The sequence below is a fragment of the Streptomyces anulatus genome, assembly GCF_014650675.1.
In the GTDB taxonomy this organism is placed as follows: Bacteria; Actinomycetota; Actinomycetes; order Streptomycetales; family Streptomycetaceae; genus Streptomyces; species Streptomyces anulatus.
Map to the genome: position 1 here is coordinate 1 of NZ_BMVK01000034.1, position 16384 is coordinate 16384.

The 16384-nt window shown below is 68.0% G+C and carries 18 protein-coding genes and 3 pseudogenes; 12 read left to right on the top strand and 9 right to left on the bottom strand.

The window, feature by feature from the left end; all coding sequences use genetic code 11:
* The first annotated feature begins 66 nt into the window (after positions 1-66).
* Positions 67-543 carry a DUF8825 domain-containing protein gene (locus IE272_RS39485; RefSeq protein ID WP_506555328.1) on the top strand — a complete coding sequence of 159 codons (477 nt, stop codon included), beginning with the start codon at positions 67-69 and terminating at the stop codon, positions 541-543.
* Here IE272_RS39485 and IE272_RS38145 read toward each other — a convergent pair.
* Together IE272_RS38145 and IE272_RS38150 are read right to left on the bottom strand one after the other, a co-directional pair.
* Positions 456-872, bottom strand: a pseudogene (locus IE272_RS38145) (ATP dependent DNA ligase); the annotation flags it as partial. The gene IE272_RS39485 and the pseudogene IE272_RS38145 sit on opposite strands and share 88 nt — an antisense overlap.
* A gap of 107 nt (positions 873-979) precedes the next feature.
* Positions 980-1747: a GntR family transcriptional regulator gene (locus tag IE272_RS38150; protein WP_190010325.1), complete on the bottom strand. Its 768-nt coding sequence runs from the start codon at positions 1745-1747 to the stop codon at positions 980-982.
* 248 nt (positions 1748-1995) lie between these two features.
* Here IE272_RS38150 and IE272_RS38155 point away from each other — a divergent pair, with 248 nt between their 5' ends.
* Genes IE272_RS38155 through IE272_RS38175 form a run of 5 tightly spaced genes read left to right on the top strand, consistent with a single transcriptional unit; the run spans position 1996 to position 6111 of the window.
* Entirely contained in the window at positions 1996-2655 is a 660-nt protein-coding gene (locus IE272_RS38155) for a histidine phosphatase family protein (RefSeq protein ID WP_190010327.1), read from the top strand.
* A gap of 15 nt (positions 2656-2670) precedes the next feature.
* A complete protein-coding gene (locus tag IE272_RS38160) occupies positions 2671-3819 on the top strand; it encodes a hypothetical protein (protein WP_229898120.1) in 1149 nt (382 codons plus the stop codon).
* A complete protein-coding gene (locus IE272_RS38165; protein WP_190010331.1) occupies positions 3819-4763 on the top strand; it encodes an aminoglycoside phosphotransferase family protein in 945 nt (314 codons plus the stop codon). The genes IE272_RS38160 and IE272_RS38165 overlap by 1 nt, the downstream gene beginning before the upstream one ends.
* A complete protein-coding gene (locus IE272_RS38170) occupies positions 4678-5772 on the top strand; it encodes a nucleotidyltransferase domain-containing protein (RefSeq protein ID WP_229898122.1) in 1095 nt (364 codons plus the stop codon). The genes IE272_RS38165 and IE272_RS38170 overlap by 86 nt, the downstream gene beginning before the upstream one ends.
* 60 nt (positions 5773-5832) lie before the next feature.
* Positions 5833-6111 carry a class I SAM-dependent methyltransferase gene (locus tag IE272_RS38175; protein WP_190010333.1) on the top strand — a complete coding sequence of 93 codons (279 nt, stop codon included), beginning with the start codon at positions 5833-5835 and terminating at the stop codon, positions 6109-6111.
* Here IE272_RS38175 and IE272_RS38180 read toward each other — a convergent pair.
* From IE272_RS38180 to IE272_RS38190, 3 genes are all read right to left on the bottom strand, one after another.
* Entirely contained in the window at positions 6050-6700 is a 651-nt protein-coding gene (locus tag IE272_RS38180) for a class I SAM-dependent methyltransferase (RefSeq protein WP_190010335.1), read from the bottom strand. The genes IE272_RS38175 and IE272_RS38180 overlap by 62 nt on opposite strands.
* Before the next feature lie 46 nt (positions 6701-6746).
* Positions 6747-7163, bottom strand: coding sequence for a hypothetical protein (locus tag IE272_RS38185; RefSeq protein ID WP_190010337.1), 417 nt, complete (start codon positions 7161-7163; stop codon positions 6747-6749).
* A 252-nt stretch (positions 7164-7415) separates the two neighbouring features.
* Positions 7416-8384 carry a hypothetical protein gene (locus IE272_RS38190; RefSeq protein WP_190010339.1) on the bottom strand — a complete coding sequence of 323 codons (969 nt, stop codon included), beginning with the start codon at positions 8382-8384 and terminating at the stop codon, positions 7416-7418.
* Positions 8385-8793: 409 nt separating this feature from the next.
* Here IE272_RS38190 and IE272_RS38195 point away from each other — a divergent pair, with 409 nt between their 5' ends.
* Both IE272_RS38195 and IE272_RS38200 read left to right on the top strand, forming a co-directional pair.
* A complete protein-coding gene (locus tag IE272_RS38195; protein WP_190010341.1) occupies positions 8794-8973 on the top strand; it encodes a hypothetical protein in 180 nt (59 codons plus the stop codon).
* Between the two features lie 268 nt (positions 8974-9241).
* Positions 9242-10243 (top strand): hypothetical protein, encoded by a 1002-nt coding sequence (locus IE272_RS38200; protein ID WP_190010343.1) that lies wholly within the window; start codon positions 9242-9244, stop codon positions 10241-10243.
* A 63-nt stretch (positions 10244-10306) separates the two neighbouring features.
* On the opposite strand, the gene IE272_RS38205 is transcribed toward IE272_RS38200, so the two are convergent.
* On the bottom strand, positions 10307-11062 hold the full coding sequence (locus IE272_RS38205) for a DUF6650 family protein (RefSeq protein ID WP_190010345.1): 756 nt from the start codon (positions 11060-11062) through the stop codon (positions 10307-10309).
* Between the two features lie 522 nt (positions 11063-11584).
* On the opposite strand from IE272_RS38205, the pseudogene IE272_RS38210 reads away from it, so the two are divergent.
* Positions 11585-12022: pseudogene (locus IE272_RS38210) on the top strand (IS21 family transposase); the annotation flags it as partial.
* Positions 12022-12776: pseudogene (gene istB / locus IE272_RS38215) on the top strand (IS21-like element helper ATPase IstB). The pseudogenes IE272_RS38210 and istB, both read left to right, overlap by 1 nt.
* A 17-nt stretch (positions 12777-12793) precedes the next feature.
* On the opposite strand, the gene IE272_RS38220 reads toward istB, so the two are convergent.
* Positions 12794-13132: an ankyrin repeat domain-containing protein gene (locus IE272_RS38220; protein ID WP_190010347.1), complete on the bottom strand. Its 339-nt coding sequence runs from the start codon at positions 13130-13132 to the stop codon at positions 12794-12796.
* Between the two features lie 118 nt (positions 13133-13250).
* On the opposite strand from IE272_RS38220, the gene IE272_RS38225 reads away from it, so the two are divergent.
* Positions 13251-13835 carry a hypothetical protein gene (locus tag IE272_RS38225; protein ID WP_190010349.1) on the top strand — a complete coding sequence of 195 codons (585 nt, stop codon included), beginning with the start codon at positions 13251-13253 and terminating at the stop codon, positions 13833-13835.
* 97 nt (positions 13836-13932) lie between these two features.
* Here the strand turns inward: IE272_RS38225 and IE272_RS38230 are convergent, their stop codons facing one another.
* On the bottom strand, positions 13933-14169 hold the full coding sequence (locus IE272_RS38230; RefSeq protein ID WP_190010351.1) for a hypothetical protein: 237 nt from the start codon (positions 14167-14169) through the stop codon (positions 13933-13935).
* A 125-nt stretch (positions 14170-14294) separates the two neighbouring features.
* Positions 14295-14942: a DCL family protein gene (locus IE272_RS38235; protein ID WP_190010353.1), complete on the bottom strand. Its 648-nt coding sequence runs from the start codon at positions 14940-14942 to the stop codon at positions 14295-14297.
* A gap of 916 nt (positions 14943-15858) precedes the next feature.
* Here IE272_RS38235 and IE272_RS38240 point away from each other — a divergent pair.
* Complete coding sequence (locus tag IE272_RS38240; RefSeq protein ID WP_190010207.1) at positions 15859-16077, top strand: hypothetical protein; 219 nt, start codon at positions 15859-15861, stop codon at positions 16075-16077.
* Positions 16078-16384 lie beyond the last annotated feature (307 nt).

The window sequence follows — 16384 nt, forward strand, 5'->3', positions numbered from 1 at the left end:
CTCGCTCGTTGCGCTTCACGGACCGTCACCCGATCGGTGGCCACATCGAAGAAGCTCATTCATGGGGTGACCACGTTTGACTTCCCCGAGGACTTGCGCGCAGCTCAGAGTGCTTTGCACCGCACCAACTCCGAGTTCGAGCGGTACGCCCGGACTCTGCCCTGGTCGGCTGAACCGATGCCGGCGCGGGAGGCGGACAAGCAGCTCCATTCCAGCTACCGGCCCTCCAGGCCGGAGAGCCCGGGCTACACGGAGGACCAGCATCGGCAGGTCGCGGCCTACCGTGAGCGGCTGGTGGAGCTCGGCGTCCAAGTGGCCACCCACCCGTTCTGGAAGACCCTCGATGCGGGCCGCGTCGTCGCCGCCCGCATCCAGTTGAAGCACGTGGACGACGAGCCGCCCGTGGGCGAGGCGGGCGCAGGGCGGGCACTCGCCCGTCCCTCGTACGCGCGCTGTCAGGCGAGGTCGTCGGGGGTGAGGTCGGGGCGCAGCCGGTGCCAGGAGGGGTGGCGCAGGCGTCCGGTCCGGGTGCGGGTCGAGTAGCGGACTTCGCCGACGAGCCGGGGGAGTACCCACCGGGCCCCGGCCACCGGCGGGACCACGGCGAAGGGGCAGCGGTCGGCGGCTGCGCTCCGCAGGAGCTCGGCAAGGCGGATACGTTCGGCCTCGCTCCACCCGGTGCCGACGCTGCCCGCGTAGTGCAGCAGTCCCTCGCGCCGCTCCCCGACCAGAACCGCGCCGGGCAGTCCATTCAGCCGGCCGCGCCCGGGGACCCATCCACCGATCACGACGTCGGCGAGATGGTGAACCTTGATCTTCAGCCACGCCTTCGACCGCACCCCGGGCTCGTACCGGGACGTGAGCCGCTGAGCCCGCCGTCGCGGTGCGGGCGCTCAAGTTCGCCGCCAACCTGTTGATGCTCCATGCCGAGCAGACGCGCTGGCTGACCGCGGCGTCGGCCCGTTGAGGGCCGGTGCTGTCATGGGCGTTGGGCGCTGGGGTGCCGGGTGAGGGGGTAGCCGATGTCGAAAGTGTCGGCTGACATGCGGGTGTCGTTGATCTCGACGACGGTGCCGTCGGGGCCGGTGGTGGTGCGGGTGATGCGCAGGAGCGGGACGCCTTTGGGGAGGTGGAGGCGGTCGCTTTCGGCGGGGGTGGGCATGCGGGCGCTGACGGCTTCTTCCCAGGACAGAGGGGCGTGACCCATCTGTTCGAGGAGGTCGTAGATGCCTCCGGGGCCGGTGTCCTTCTGGGCGAGCCGGGTGCCGCGGGCGATGGAGGCGGGCAGGTAGCTGGTGGCCAGCTGGAGCGGTGTCCTGGTGGTGGGGTCGCCCATGACGCGGTCGCGCACCAGTACGTGCTGCTGCTCATCGCCTTCGGGAAGTCCGAGGAGTGCGGCGATGTCGCGGGGAGCGGGCGCCCAGGTGATGGCGGGCGGCTCCAGCGCGGTCCAGGGCTGGGCGGAGGCGTCGAAGTAGTAGCCGCGTCCGTCGCGGAGGACCTGGCGGCCGCGGGTGAGCCGCCGGCGGACGGGCCTGGTACGGACGACGGTTCCGCGGCGGCGGGTGACGTCGACCAGCCCCTCGGCTTCGAGCTGGGAGACGGCTTCGCGGGCAGTCTGCTTGGCGACTCCGTACTGCTGGGCGAGGTCGACGATTTTCGGCAGGGTGCCGCCCGCGGGATAGGTCCCGTCCTCGATGGCGGCGCGCAGTTCAGCGGCCATCTGCCGGTAGGCGGGGCTGCTCATCCGTACCTCCTGTTTCATGCGGATTCGGACAACCTAGCCGAATAGTCCTAGCCTTATTGACGGTCTGTCGGGCGCCGCCGAAGATAGTCCTAGTTCTAACGCATCGTTAGTGATGTGGTCCATCCTGTCGCGGCCGCCCACAGGGCCACCGGGCATCCGATGCGACCAGCACACCGAACCGAAGCGGCCGTTAACGGCCCCGCTACGGATCCTTCCTGACCCATACCGGGCTCACCTGGGGGTGACGCATGCTCCTCACCGTCGTACGCCACGCCGAGTCGATCGAGAACGCGACCAAGCACACCAGCTTCTACCAGGACCCGCGGCCGTGGACCAGCCCGGCCGCACACGCCCTGTCCCGCGACCTCGTCGGGCTGACGCCGCGCGGCTACCGCCAGTGCCAGTGGCTGCGTACCGCGCTCGATGATCTCGTGGGCCGCGACCCGTACGTGTACTCCTCGCCCTACCGGCGGGCCCTGGACACCGCGGAACTGGCGCTGCCCGGGCAGGCCGCCGACGTCACCGCCCTGCTGAACGAGCAGCACTACGGAGACGCCACGTACATGACCAAGCGTGAGCTGTTCGCGACCTGGCCCGAGTGCGAGGTGGACCGGCAGACCCGCAAGCACCTGTGGACGCCCCCGGGCGAGGGCGGCGAGTCCCTGGCGGTCGGCGTACTGCGCCGGGCGACGGCCTTCGTCGAGGGCCTCGACGAGCGCGCGCCGACGGTGGTGGCCATGACGCATCACACGGCGATCCTCGCGCTGCGCAGCGTGCTGGAGCGCAGACCGTTGACCGAGCTGGTGGACGAGGCCCGGGTTCGCAAGACGCCGAACGCGGGAGTCCTGGTCTACGAGCGGCGCGGCGGGCGCTTCCACCAGGCCGGTTCCACCGAGCCGGACTGCTGAGACGGGAGCGCCGTGATGAACGACGTCGTCTACTTCAATGGCCCGGTCCAGAACGGCGATTTCACTTTCGCCGAGCGTCCGGGCAAGGCCGCAGGGATACGGCTCGCCGAGGCGCTGAACACGCTGCTGGGCGTGGCGCCGGTGCCGCACCTGTGGAACACCGTCACCCTCGCTGGCGACGTGCGCCACCGCCGGGCAGCAGACCGGAACACGATCAGCAGGCTGCAGCGCGAGGAACAGGCCATCGCGGCGAAGTACGCACCCGGGCCGGCTCCGGCGGGCGGCCTGCTCACCGACGCCGACCCGCAGGTGAACTCCCTGGCCCTGACCATGATCCGGGCCCTGCTCGCCGACGGGATGCTGACCGTGCGGGACCTGCCGGTCCGGCTGTGCGCCCGCTGCGGGCACATGGCCGGCACGTGCACGGCAGGCGACTGCCGATCCTGCGGCCACGACGGCGCCCGCGTGGCACGTCGGCCGCTGCTCGTCTTCGACCGCACCGCGCACGGCCCGGTCCTCGAACGGGACGACATCCACGCCGCCGGCGCCCGGACCCCGTCGCACCTGTTCAGCATCGCCCACCACGCCCCTCAGCTGCTCGTGCTCTCCCGTACCCGCGATCACGGGGTGGATCTGGCACCGCTCGGGCTGGAGGGCATGGTGCTGGACCCGCGGGCCGGGCTGCACATCGCGGTGCTGGCCGCCGCCGGCGAACAGGGCGCCGTGCGGCCGGTGATGACGGTGACCGACAACGCCGCCGCCCACGTGGCCGCCTACGGCATCCCGTTCCGCCAGCACGGTGCAGTGCGGCTGCGCTACGCGCTGCACGGAAAAATCCCCTACGAGACCGCTGCGAGCGGCCACCTCTACGAAGTACATCGCGCCCAGGCGGTGCGGGATCTGTTCACCGACTGGTACCTGCCGCTGTGCGCCGCCCGGGAGCGGGCCGGCATGAACGCCGCACGGATCCCGGCCCTGCTGAAGTTCCTGCGCCGCGCCTACCTCGCCCGGCCCACACCCCCGGGTGATCTCCTCGCCGACCTGCGGCACCGCGCCGCAGCAGGTGATATGCGCTGGGTGACGGACACCCGGGCGCTGGCCTGCGCCCTGTCCCACCGCGAGACCACCACCGGGCCCGCGGGCCCGAAGAGAGGAGCACCCTGATGGGAACCACTGAGTGGCGGCTCGTCAAGAAGCGCACAGCCGATGCCGACGGGGCGGTCTACGTCTCCGCCGACGGCACCCGATACCGGCGCACCGGCGGGGCGGCGCTGCGGAGCGAAGCGGCGTTCCAGCAGATGGCCACCGGGCTGGGCTACCCGGTGCCGGGCGTCCTGGACCGCGGGGAGCTGGGCGACGGCACATTCTTCGTCGACGAGGAGTCCCTGGGCGGGCAGTCGCTGCACGAGAAGGCGTTGGCCTCCCTGGACGGCGGGCGGGAGTTGTCCGACCAGGTGGTCGATCAACTCGCCGAGGTCTCCGCCCGGCTGCTGGCCGCCCAGGCCGCTCACCCGGCCGACGGAGGGCCCGAGGCACTGCGGCAGTGGGTGGAGCAGGCGGGCTGGACGCACAACGTCTTCGCCGAGAACCCCGACCTCGACACCCCACGTACCCGCGCCGCGCTCTCCCGCGCCGTGGACGAGCTCGCCGACATGCCGCTGGCGTGGGGCCACCTCGACTACGGCCTGCCGAACGTCCTGCCCGCAGGTGTCATCGACTGGCAACACCACGGCGTGACACCGCTGGGATACGACGTCGCCCTGGCCCTGGAAGTCATCCCCTTCAAAGGCGGCGCCAAGGGCTACACCGCCACCCCGCAGCAGCGAGGGCGGTACCTGACCGCCCTCGACACGGCGGCCCGGGCCGCCGGCCGCCCGCCCCTCAGCCCACATACGGGGTCGTTTCTCCTGGTCAAAAGCCTGTTCTTCCTGGCGTTGATGCGCCCGACCGACCCGGCCCGGGTCGACAAGCACCAGAAGTGGCAGTACCGGCGCCACCTCTTCCTGAAGGGAATCGAGCAGTATGAGCGCACCGGGAACATCGACACCGCCCTCTTCCCGACCCTCGACAACTTCGCCACTGGGCAGGACCCTGCCGTCCGTCCGTGACCGGGACTACCTGCTGGACCGCTCCGGCGTCATCTTCAAGGTGATCGGCGACGTCCACCCGGGCTCGCACTGGCTGGGGTACGTGAAGTACTACCCCAACGAGCGCGGCGACCGGACCCTGTTCGGAAAGACCTACCGCCAGAACACCGTCGTCTCCAAGGCATTCGGGATCCTGGCCGACCGCCCCGAGTGCTACGTCTACTCTCCCGCGATCGGATGCGTGATCACTGGCGTACCCCGCGAGGACGTCGTGCTGCACTACTCGTGCCGCCAGGCCCTGGCCGCCCTGCATGAAACACCAGGCCTGCTGGGCGGCTCCGCGGTCAGCAAGGACCTCCTCGCCATCATCGACTGGATCGTGGACCAGAAGGCCGACGACGTCATCGGCGTCACCGGCTCCTTCCTCGTCGGCGTCGCCGGCGCCCGCTCCGACATCGACCTGGTCTGCTACGGACCTCGCGGCTACGAAACAGCCCAGAACCTCTTCACCGAACGGTCCCTGATCCGCCCCTACGAAGGCGAGACCCTGACCCGCCTGTACCTGCGCCGCGCCAAGTACATGGCCGGATCGTCCTTCGACATGCTGCTGCGCCAGGAAGCCCGGAAACTGCAAGGGCTGACCACCGGGGCCGGCGCCCACATCAACTGCGAACCGCTGCGCGCCGACGGCGACCGGACCTTCCACGACGTGATCGCACAGGAGGTCGGGCAGATCAGCGTCCTTGCCCGGATCAGCGACCACCACGAAGGCCTGGCGACACCCGCGCTCTACGGCATCGACGTCGAAACCGTCATCGCCTCCACGATCGACGAAGCCGAAGTCTTCGCCCGCCGCATCACACACCTGCGCAGCTACCTCGGCGCCTACACCGGCGCATTCCGCCAGGGCGACACCGTCCACCTGTCCGGACGCCTCGTCCACATCCAGGGCCCCGGCACCGGCGGATTCGGCATCGAACTCACACCCTGGAGCGCCACCGAGAGCTACCTCGCCAACCTCGCCCGCTGACCCTGCCCGGTGCGCGCCCTGCACCGCCCCGGGCTCTCATCCCCCTTGTGGAGGTCCGCGATGACCGTTGATCCGCACGCCTTCGTCTCCGCCGAAGACCACTACGCCCGCTTCCGCCCCCGATACCCCGACGACCTGTTCGCACTGCTCGCCGACCGGTTCCGCCTGGACAGCACCCAGCACGCCCTCGACCTGGGCTGCGGCCCCGGCAGCGTAGCCCTGGAACTGGCCGACACGGTCAACACCGTGTTCGCCGTCGACCCGGCGGCCGGGATGCTCAAGCAGGGCCAGGAGGAGAGGAGCTTTCGGGGCGCGGCGGCGGTTGTTCGATGCCGGTGAAGCCGTGGCGCTTCAGGAGGTCTGCCCATGCTTCGGGCGGGTACTGCCAGCGCAGCACCGTTAGTTCGCGTTCCCGTCCTTCGAGCCATTTGCCGCGCATCGGCTGCGGGCCGTACGCACCGGGGGAGGGCTCGGCCTGGCTGAAAGCGAAGACTCCGCCGGGTGTGAGGCTCTCGGCGAGGAGAGGGAAGAGGATCTCCGGGTCGGTGAACCACGCCGCACCCCATACGGAGTAGATCGCGTCGTAGGGTGCCGTGCTGGAGGCGAGGTAGTCGCACACGTCCGCGTGGAGGAACGACAGGCCCGGTACGTCCTTCCACCATCTGCGGGCACGTTCGACCTGGGCAGCGGAAAAGTCCACGCCGGTCGTCTCAACACCCTGCCGGGCCAGGAACACTGCTTCCTTGCCCTCCGCCGGCCCGAGGTCCAGGGCCCGGCACGGTTGCCCCAGCACCTCGACCCCGGGCCCATGGCCGGGATACTGGGTCCACTCGAACCGGTCGGCCACCGGGACGGGCTGCTCACCTTCTCCCCGGTACGGCTTGTAGGTGTCCCAGTACTGGGCCGGGGTGCGTGGCCCGCGGGGCATGACGCTCCTGGGGCTGTTGGAAAGCTATGCGGCTGCCCCCTCACGGCTACTGGTACTCGTCGTCGGGGCAGTCAGTTCGCTGGAGGTGGCCGTCTGCGGACCGGCGGGCCGTTCGCGGCATGGGCACTTCGAGCCAGCGCCCGTCGAGGAGCATCCACATTCCGAAGACGGCATCGTTCTCGTTGTGCAGCAGCAGTTGGACCGAGTGGGGACACTTCCAGGGCAATGCCTGGAGCGTGCTGCGGAGCCTTCCCGTGTTGAGGTGATTGAACGTGCCGGCGAGAACATGGCATTCTGCGCCCCGGGGGGTGCCTCCCCAGTGCCCGAGCTGCTGGTCCCCGCTGACCCGCTTGAAGCCGCCGGGGTGCAGGCCGACGTCAAGGGGATCAAGGCTGATGATGTGCTGAAGCAACGAGTCTTCCAGGTAGCTGAACAGCAATATGACGTCGGTGAAGTCGCTCATCAGCCATCTCTTCCACGTTAAGGGCCAAGGCCCGGGGTGCTGCCATGCACCATGGATCACACCGCCCGTAATTCTGCAGCCTGCTCCGCGAACTCATCGAGTAGCCGGAGCCCCGGGAGTTTCGAGCCCTGCCCGCCGCGGTGCACGGCGTCCGTGACGTTCCCCTTCGCGGGACCTCCTCGCGGGCGCGTGGTGCAGGCCTCGTACTACTTGGTGACCCGGGTGCATCCCCGCGGCGCGGGGAGCAAAACGTCACGTGCCCACCCTCCGGTTCGGGGAGAGACCATCCCCGCACGCGCGGGGAGCAGACAGCCGCCCCGAACGCGCTGAACGACCCCGGGGGACCATCCCCGCACGCGCGGGGCCTTCTCTACGTCGGCGCCCGAAGCGGCGATCTCTTCCGGACTGTTGAGCTTCAGGTTGCACAGGGGGCACCCGAGCCAATCGGGGGTCAGACCGACTCCCGTGGGAGAGGCGTGGACAGGCTCCAGCCGCAGCCGAGCCTGCCCTCCACACGCTGGGCAGGTTGATGCGACGAACACGGCCTGAAGCTGCTCTTCGGCGTCGGTCGCGGAGAGTGACTGAAGGGGAGAACCCAACGTCGGAGGGGCGGACCTTGAGGACCTGCTCCTTGGCGACGTTGGGCAGCCCCTTGAACCGATCCTCGAAGAGGTGCCTGGCCTGCTTGATCCGGACGTCTACGTCCCGCTGAATCTCGTTGCGCTGCTTGTTGACGGCCGCGCCGATGGCACTCGTCCAGCGGCCCCAGATTGCACTTGGTGGCTGGTGGAGATGGCTCATCAGTGCTTCGACGTTCGCCGCGAGCGCGGGCAACAGGGTCTTCGCCTCGTCGCCGACGGTGGTGTGGGCCGTGCCGTTGCGGAGTGCGATCAAAGTGTCGAGTTGCTCGTCCTTCGCCAGTACGCCCATGCTTCGAAGCCGTCCGATGGCCTCCATGGCGCCCACCGTGCGGACGCCGTTCTTCGGCTTCTCCTTCAGATCCCCGCAGAGGTACAGCAGCATTTCGGAGTTGCCGTTGCGCACTTCCGCCAGGTAGGCGGGGTTCTTCGAGACCAGGACCGCCTTGGCGAGCCGCTCGAAGGCGACCCCGCCATGGAGGGCGAACTCGTCGTACTCGCCACGTCCATGGTCGTCCATGGCCTTCTGGGCGGCCGTCCGCGCCCCCACGAGGAAGCTCTTGAACGAGAGCGAATCGTCCATGGCTGGACGGTAACCGCCACTGCGCTGTAGGGCGATCGAATTCAGGAACCCGGCCCCAGGGCGCACCATACCCAGGAACTCCTGGAGTCGGGGGCTTGTGTCAGCTCTCGTCGGGAGCGGCTGGCTCAGGCCGGATCTCGACTCGCAGGGAGGCGTCCTCGGCCTCCAGGGCGGCCATAAGGCGCCGGGTGAGAGGGACGCTAGCTTCGGTCCCGCTGCACAATAGGGTGGCAGCGTGTCTCAGAGTCCTGATCAGCCGCTTCTGCCGTCTCGTTATCAAGTTGGCAGCCTTCGTGACTTCCTCCATGGAAAGTCGTACTCGGCTGTCTCAGTCACCATCCGGCTCAACGGTGCACCATCTCATGCTGCGGGCTCGCCTATGGATGACGTGAGCAGGGTTTCGAACGCCTTGTATGAGGTGGTCGACGGACTCGCCAGGCGGGTGCTGGACGCGGTCTTCTCCGGGCAGCCGAGCTCCGAGGCGCGCGAGGCCTGGGTCGCACTCCTGCTGATCGCCCAGAACTGGCGGGACTCACCTGATCTCCCGTCAGACCTGACGACGATGGTTAACGAGGCCCTTCCCCTCTGACAGCAACGGGCTCGTCGGCATCGCACGGGGTCACTCGCAAGAATGAACTACATCGCATGGAGACCTTGTTCATCGGCACCGTCCGATAAGGTCCGTCGCGCGGCACCGGTCTGCTGCTCCTCACGCGAACTCGGCCCCACGGTTCAAGGCGGAGGCGAAAAAGCACGGCTTTGACCGACATCCATCCCACCGACCTTCATGTGCACGCAGTACCTGTTCCCTCACGTTCCGCGGGCCGACGGAACCGAGTGAAAGGTGCCCTGCGGCCATGTCGATGTCGAAGCCCACCAAGCACGCCCGTACCTACTCCCGATACACCGGCGCTCCCTGCCAACTCGCCAGCGACGTCGTCGCGGCCCTGCCCCCAGGCGCACCCCTCATCCCGACACCGGAGCGCGCGCAGATGCTCTTCGAGTCGGAAATCTTCTACTGGGTGCTCAGCGGCATGCGGGACTTCTTCGAGTACCCCTTCGGCATCCAGTACGTCCAGCCGACCACGACCGGTATCCGACTGCATCTGGAGAGCTCGGCGAGCCTGGACCGCATCCTCGCCGCCCTCCTCCCCGTCCGCGCGCCCATGAACTTCGGAGACGACCAGATCTACGGTCTTCACGGCGTCCGGATCGTCGCGCGCACAGAGAACGGCATCGAACTGCAGCGCCTGGGAGACACCGTGCGCCTGAAGCTCTCCGGACCATCGCGCCGGGCCTTCGCGAAAGCCGAAGCAGCGTTCGCCGACCAGCTTGAGCGCAACGGCGCCGAGGCATGCTGGCGAACCCGGGAGAACGCCTGGAACGACTACGAGAAGCGATGGGCCGACGAGCGTCAGCCCATTGTCTTCGACGAAACCTGGCGCAAGGCAGCCTGGCTCCCCAGCTGCCTGCTGCGCCGCCTCGGCCTGCTGCACACCGTCGCCGCCCCGCAACTCGTTGCCGGCCACGAGTCGCGGCTGGGGGAGTGGTGGATCCTGGAGCTGGACCACTTCCCCGACACCGGCCTGCGCCGGGCAGAACTGGTAGAGGCGCTCACCGACGCCGAGCACGGCCTCCCTCTGACCCTGCGAGGCCACCGCGATCTGCGGCCAGGTAAACAGCTCGGCTTGGTTCTGCTCCAGGCTCCGGACCGCAGCGCCACGCTCCAACTGCGATACGACCGCTACGACTACCCTTCGCTTCCCCCCGAGATGCTCGCGGCCATCCGACAGCGAATCAGCCGTTTGACGGGCGAGAAGCAGCTCCCCTTCATGCCCGGGGGCAGGGCCACAGGCTGACGGCACCGAGTAGCCGCACGAGGAACGCCACCGGGCCGCCCGAGCGCCGCCCCGTCGGCTCGCTCACCCGTTCGGCGTGGCCGCGTGGCCTCGGCGGCGTGAGTACCCAGACCGGGCCCTGCGCCCGATGCCAGCAGCCCACCCACCGGTACGGGGCGGGCGCCAACCCGCTGTGCGCCTCCTGCCGCTCGCAGTTGCCGTCCACGAAGACACCGGCCTGAGCTCGTCGCCAGCCGGGCGTCGTATCGGACCCCTCGGCGGCGCCGCCCGAAGCGTGCGGAGTGCTGCCGACCCCATGATGGGGGGCCCTTCGCTACTCGCCGAGGTGCAGGTTGCCGGGGGAAGGTTGAGCGCCTTCAGCTTGAACTTGGCCGCGACGGCATCCGTGATCTCTCGGACCTCGTCACGCAGGCGGAGCAGGGCGGCGTTGAACGCATCGTCGTTGGGCGCCTCGTTCTCGGCGGGCCGGAAGGCGCGCCCTTCGGGCCCGCTGGCCTCGATGAAGTCAACGAAACTGGCGCGGATCAGGCGGAGCCACTCGCGTAGGTCTCCGCCGGGCTTTTGGATCTGCTCCAGGTAGGCGGACAGGCTTCGGCGGCATTCGTTGGTCGAGTCCAGGCAGTACTGTCCTTCACTCAAGCTGCGTCCCCGGCCGACGGTCAGGACCCGCTTGTCGGCGAGGAAGTCCAGCACCTGTTGCGCGATCAGCTTGTCCGACTTCGTGAACTCCCAGTTCGCGCTGAAGCCTGCCGCCCCGGCACCGGTCTGCCTGATACCCATATAAATCCTCCAGTCGAGATCACCGCGGGTCTCGCCCATCACACCAGGTGTCCAGCGACGTCCGACAGCCGACTTCACGCCACCAGGGCCAGCACCTAACGTGCCGGGAGGGCGTTCGCGTCGACCCCGTATTCACTTCGGGCGCTTTTCTCCGGACCCTCCTTCGGTACCGGGCGAGCAGCAGCGGGGCCACCCGCTCCCACAGAACGTCAGGTACAAGATCAGCACGCGTTTTGGGCACGCCAGCCAAGCCCGCACACCGAGTCTTTCTGATCGTCTCAGAGCGAGTCCGGCGCGCGGGCAGGGTGGTTTCGTCAGTTTCCTTGCGTGGTGTTCGTGTCTTGTGAGCGTTCACGTTTTTCCCCACGACGGGTGGTTTGAGCATCACGTAATTCCCCATCCCGAATTCTCCTAATTCCCCAGGGGTACGACGGAGTTCGGGATCGAGGGACCTGGCCATCGCGAAGGCGCATGGTCGGCCCTGGGCCTGTGGTTCGGATGCCCGATGGGCAGCCCGGATGGCGAGGAGAACGTTCGTCGTGGTCGACATCCCTTGCCCAGGGCAAACGCACCGACAGGAACGACTACCCGCCGGAGAAGATCGCCTTCCAGATGCGCACGCCGATCTGGTGCCGCACGCAGGCATCCGAGGTCGGGGACGCCTGCCGGACCGTGGTCGACCAGCTGCTGGAGGTCAACGCGCTCTACCGGCTCCGCGCCGCCCAGGGGATCGTCGGGCTGAGGAGGAAGTACGGCGAGACCCGACTGGAGGCCGCCTGCGCGAGGGCGATCGCGGTCGGTGATCCGTCCTACCGCACCATCAAGGGCATCCTGATCGCCGGCACCGAGACCGATCCGGAGCCCGAATCGAGCGGGGATGCGAGTGCCGCGGCCTTTCTCCACGGGCCCCAGCGGCTGTTCGCCTCCGTTGCCCCGTTCGAGACGGCGGATGAGATTCACGATGACCAGGTCCACGGCGAAGCTGAGGAAAGCATCTGATGAGCGTGATGGACACCGCCCTGCGCGAGTCGCTGAAGTCCCTGCGACTCTCGGGAATGCTGGAAACCCTCGATGCCCGCCTGGCCCAGGCCCACGGCGGCGAACTCGGGCACCTGGACTTTCTGCAGGTCCTCTGCCAGGACGAGATCACCCGCCGCGAGACCGTCGCCTTCCAACGGCGCCTGGCACGGGCGAAGTTCGAGCAGCAGGTCACTCTAGAGGAGTTCGACTTCACCGCCTCCTCGAAGGTCCCCGCTGCCCAGATCCGAGATCTCGGAGCCCTGCGCTGGCTCCACTCCGGGGAGTCGGTCATCCTCTTCGGGCCGGTCGGGTCGGAAAAACACACGTCGCTCAGGCCCTCGGCCACCTCGCCGTCCGCCAGGGCGCCCACGTCCGCTTCGCCAAGACCAGCCGGATCCTCGCGGACCTCGCCGGCGGCCACGCGGACCGCACCTGGGACAAGCGGATCCGCGAAATGGTACGGCCCGACGTGCTCATCCTTGACGACTTCGCCATGCGTCAGCTCAGCGCGGCCCAGGCTGACGACCTCTACGAGCAGGTCAGCGAACGGCAGGGCCGGTCCCTGATCATCACCAGCAACCGGGCGCCCAGCGATTGGTATCCGTTCTTCCCCAACCCCGTCGTCGCCGAGTCGCTGCTGGACCGGCTGATCAACACCAGCCACCAGGTCATCATGAACGGCCCCAGCTACCGCCCCAACAAGCGGCCGAAGAACCCCACCGCCAAGCCTTAAGCAACCAGAGACCGTCTTCAAAGACTGATCTTGGTGTCCCCACGGGTGAGCCAGGCTTTGAAGAGAGCGTCAGCAAGCCAGTGCCTGTTGACGAAGGCCAGGTGATGGGCTGACACTCCGGTCCCACCATGTGAACGACGTGTGGGATCTGCACCTTGGGACAGCAGGAAGCACGTGGCATCCACGTGGAGGGGCTCCCCGGTCTGGACGTGTCCGTCGATCTCTCCGTCGACGGCCCGGTGCAGGAGGGTGAATCCGTTGTACTCCTCGTGGATGTCAGCTCCTGCCGCCAAGAGGTCGCGCAGTTCCTCCAGCCGGTCCTGTTCGACAGCCAGGTGCGTCGGTGGCATCTCCATTACTGCACCTCCCCTTCAGCGGAGATCATCTCAGGTCATGGCCTTGGAACGAGATGAGAGTAACCGGCCACTTCCGCGGACCGGCCGCGCTCTCAGGCAGAGGAACCTGGGGAATTACGTGAACTTACCCCTGGGGAATTACGCGATCGTCCACAAGCGCATGTTCGCACCGGCCAGCGACCGCCTGAACGAGCAAATCGAGGGCCTGTTCCGTGATGCGATGGCGCCTCTCCGCGAACAAATCAGCGGGCTGCTTCATGACGCGATACCACCGGTGGGCCCCGACTGGTCCGCGCACATTGCTGACATGCTCAGCACCGGATCGCGCCGGAATCTGTTTACGATCCTGGTCCGGTTCGACGAGATCGCCCGGAACACCCCGGACCTGGAGGCGCTACTGCCCGATGAGCCGGATGCTGGTTTGGGGGAGATCGGGGAAGAGGTGCTGGCGTTCGTCAACGCCGAGGGTGTGGGCTTGTCGTGGGAGATGCGGCGACGCCTGTTCCAGGCGTTCGTCCTGCTTACCGTTTTTGGGGCGCTGATGACGGTGGTCGTGTCGAGCGAGACGGCGTCAGGGCTGCTGGAGGACGCGGCGGTGCCTTCGACGGTGGCAACAGCGGCCCTGTTGGCGGCGAACCGGAAGTGGGATGATAAGTTCCCACGGCCCGGGGGTGACAGCGAGGGGGACACAGCGGGCGAGTAGCCGTCCCGGCACGGCCACCGCACAGTGCGAAGCCCCCGACCATGCTGCGGTCGGGGGCTTCGGTCTGCTGCGCAGCGCCTGCGCGGTGGCTCTTGCCTCAGCAGGGTTGGGCGGTCCCGCCATTGTTGCTGAAGAGGGCGAGAATGGAGCTCCACAGCTCCTTGACCCGCACGCTGACGTCACGCAGGCTCGTGTGGGCCGCTTGGGTGTCCCGCCCGGCCTTGGCCGCCCCACGCAGCATTTTCGAGAGCCTGTCGCTGGCCAGGGTCAGACTTTCGAGGAGGTCCAGGCATGAGGACACCAGGGAGGGGCGGGGGTTCTCGCGTTGGGCCACGAACGGTCTCCTCGGGAAGGGTGCGGTTGTGCTGCGCCCACTGTGACACCAGGCGCTGACAGGTGGGGCGGAAACAGGTCACCCCCCACCCGAACCGAGTAGGGATCGTGGCCAGTCGCGCTGGTTCAGTGCGGACGGCGCAGGTTCTCCTGCGCGGTCAGCAGCCCCAGCACCGCGTTCGCCTTGTGGTGCTCCACCCACTGCTGGGCCAAAGCCCGGTCCTTGAACTTCGCATACCCGGCCGCTGTGGCGGAGTTCAGCTCGATCTGGTCCCAGCCGCCGGCCGTAGCGGCGAATTGGGTGGCGATGTCAACGAACGGCGGGCCCTGGTAGTGGCTGACGTGAGGGTCGTGGGCGTCGAGGGGCGTGCCGGACTGGTCGGAGGTAAGGGTGTTGGTAGCGGCGCGCATGGCGAAGTAGGCGGTGGTGGTGCCGGCGGTCTCTCCACGCATCGCGGCGAGGACCTGCGACCGGCGGTTCGGTGGGGACAGGCAGGACAGGTATGAGAAGTCGATTTCGGTACCGTCCGTGCGGACGATCTTGAATCCCGAGTGGCGGCCGCGCATGGGCTGGTCGATGACGAACGAGTCGATGCCGCACCCGATTTTCTCTGGGGCGTCCGGGTGGAGCTCAATCAGGTCGCAAAGCAGCGCGTGGTCCTCGGGCTTGTCGACCGTGTCGCCGACGTTGTAGGCGTCCTTGATGGTGCGTATCGCGTTGCCTGCTGCACCCTTGGTGGGCCAGGTGCGGGGGCCGATCCTGAACTTGGGCACGGTGCGGGTTCTCCCTGTGGCCGGGGGCTCGCTGAGGCTGTTTCTGAGGGTCCCACCCGAGTCTGCCGAGCCCTCGGCTCCTGTCGAAGTCGAATGGGAGATCTCGCAGACGTTGGTGCTGCCCGGATTCGAGGGGGCCGGTACATACGTCGCAGCCCCCGACCGGAGTGCGGGCGAGGGCTGCGGGTGGCCGGTTTGGGCGGGGCTGCATCGCGAGGAGGACCAGGACGAGTTCGTACCTGGGCTCGGCCACGGACCGGTCCGTCCAGGCCTGGAAGTGGGTGGTCACGATGGCGTTGTCGCCGGAGTCGATGTACTTCCTGGTCCAGTCGGCTGCCTGCTGGAAGACGTCGGACTCGGAGAAGCCCTCGAACGAGATGGTGGGGCGATGCTGATCATGCAGTGGGGGAGGAGCTCGGCTTCCTTGGTCTGGGTGGTGAGGAAGCCGATGAGGGTGTCGTGCGCGGCCTGCTTGCCGTCGGCGAGGTCGGCCGTCGTTACGGGGGCCATGGGCGGGACGATAGCGGCGGCGGCCGGATGCCGGGCGGGTTCGGTCGTGGGCGGCGCCAACTCGGTTAATCGGAACGCTTGGTGACGGTTCAGGGGTGAACGTGACTGTCCGTCAAAATGTGACGTGACCTTGGTCACAACGCCCCCGGTTTCGCGGGTTTTAGTATTGAAGTGTACGTGTACGGGAACTACACTGCGGCCGCAGTGTAGTTCCCGTACACGTACACTTCAGTGCTATATCTTAAATGCCCCAAATGCCCTATTAGGGCTCGGGGTTCTTCCTGTGCAAGCTATTGCCATCCGAGGCAAACCCGCCTCGGTAAAGGCAGCTCGCACAACGCAAAGCCGACCATTCCCGTGAGGTCAGAGTCCGAGATGGTCGGCAAGCGTGGAGGAGATACCGCACGTGAAGCAGCTTCTCGCCCTCTACCAGTATGCCGCCGGTCTGAACCGGCGCACTCTGGCCCTGGGCATCATCGGTTCCGTCGTGGCGCTCGGCCTGGTCGCGACGATCGTCTGGGCCCCGACCGAGCGGGCAACGCTGGTCGTCACCCTGGTCTCACCGGTCCTCGCTGCGGTCGTTGCCGCGGTGTTCCTGGACTGGTGGAATCGCCGCCGCGTCTGACCTGAGTGCCGCCCCCTGCCCCGTCCGGGTAGGGGGCGGTTCGGATTCCGCTCACGTCCCCCGACCGGGCGCGGTCGTCTTACGCAGGCTGGTGTTCCTCGTGGCAGACCTTGCACGAGGGGCGCCGTTGCATGTCGCGCAGGTTCGTGCTGGTACCGCAGTACCGGCAGGGCAGCCGGGCTGCGTCCCAGTGCTTCGGGCCGCTCCAATTCACGGTCCGCTGGGACGGGACCAAAGTGACCTGAGGCCGGCACGTCGGCGCGTTACGGCTCGCGTGCGCCGAGGGCTTCTCATCCTCGCTCACGAT

Coding starts and splice junctions, on each gene's coding strand:
- IE272_RS38150 (WP_190010325.1), bottom strand. CDS start 1,747: ATGAGCAGCCCCGCCTACCGGCAGATGGCCGCTGAACTGCGCGCCGCC.
- IE272_RS38155 (WP_190010327.1), top strand. CDS start 1,996: ATGCTCCTCACCGTCGTACGCCACGCCGAGTCGATCGAGAACGCGACC.
- IE272_RS38160 (WP_229898120.1), top strand. CDS start 2,671: ATGAACGACGTCGTCTACTTCAATGGCCCGGTCCAGAACGGCGATTTC.
- IE272_RS38165 (WP_190010331.1), top strand. CDS start 3,819: ATGGGAACCACTGAGTGGCGGCTCGTCAAGAAGCGCACAGCCGATGCC.
- IE272_RS38170 (WP_229898122.1), top strand. CDS start 4,678: ATGAGCGCACCGGGAACATCGACACCGCCCTCTTCCCGACCCTCGACA.
- IE272_RS38175 (WP_190010333.1), top strand. CDS start 5,833: ATGACCGTTGATCCGCACGCCTTCGTCTCCGCCGAAGACCACTACGCC.
- IE272_RS38180 (WP_190010335.1), bottom strand. CDS start 6,700: ATGCCCCGCGGGCCACGCACCCCGGCCCAGTACTGGGACACCTACAAG.
- IE272_RS38185 (WP_190010337.1), bottom strand. CDS start 7,163: ATGAGCGACTTCACCGACGTCATATTGCTGTTCAGCTACCTGGAAGAC.
- IE272_RS38190 (WP_190010339.1), bottom strand. CDS start 8,384: ATGGACGATTCGCTCTCGTTCAAGAGCTTCCTCGTGGGGGCGCGGACG.
- IE272_RS38200 (WP_190010343.1), top strand. CDS start 9,242: ATGTCGATGTCGAAGCCCACCAAGCACGCCCGTACCTACTCCCGATAC.
- IE272_RS38205 (WP_190010345.1), bottom strand. CDS start 11,062: ATGGGCGAGACCCGCGGTGATCTCGACTGGAGGATTTATATGGGTATC.
- IE272_RS38220 (WP_190010347.1), bottom strand. CDS start 13,132: ATGGAGATGCCACCGACGCACCTGGCTGTCGAACAGGACCGGCTGGAG.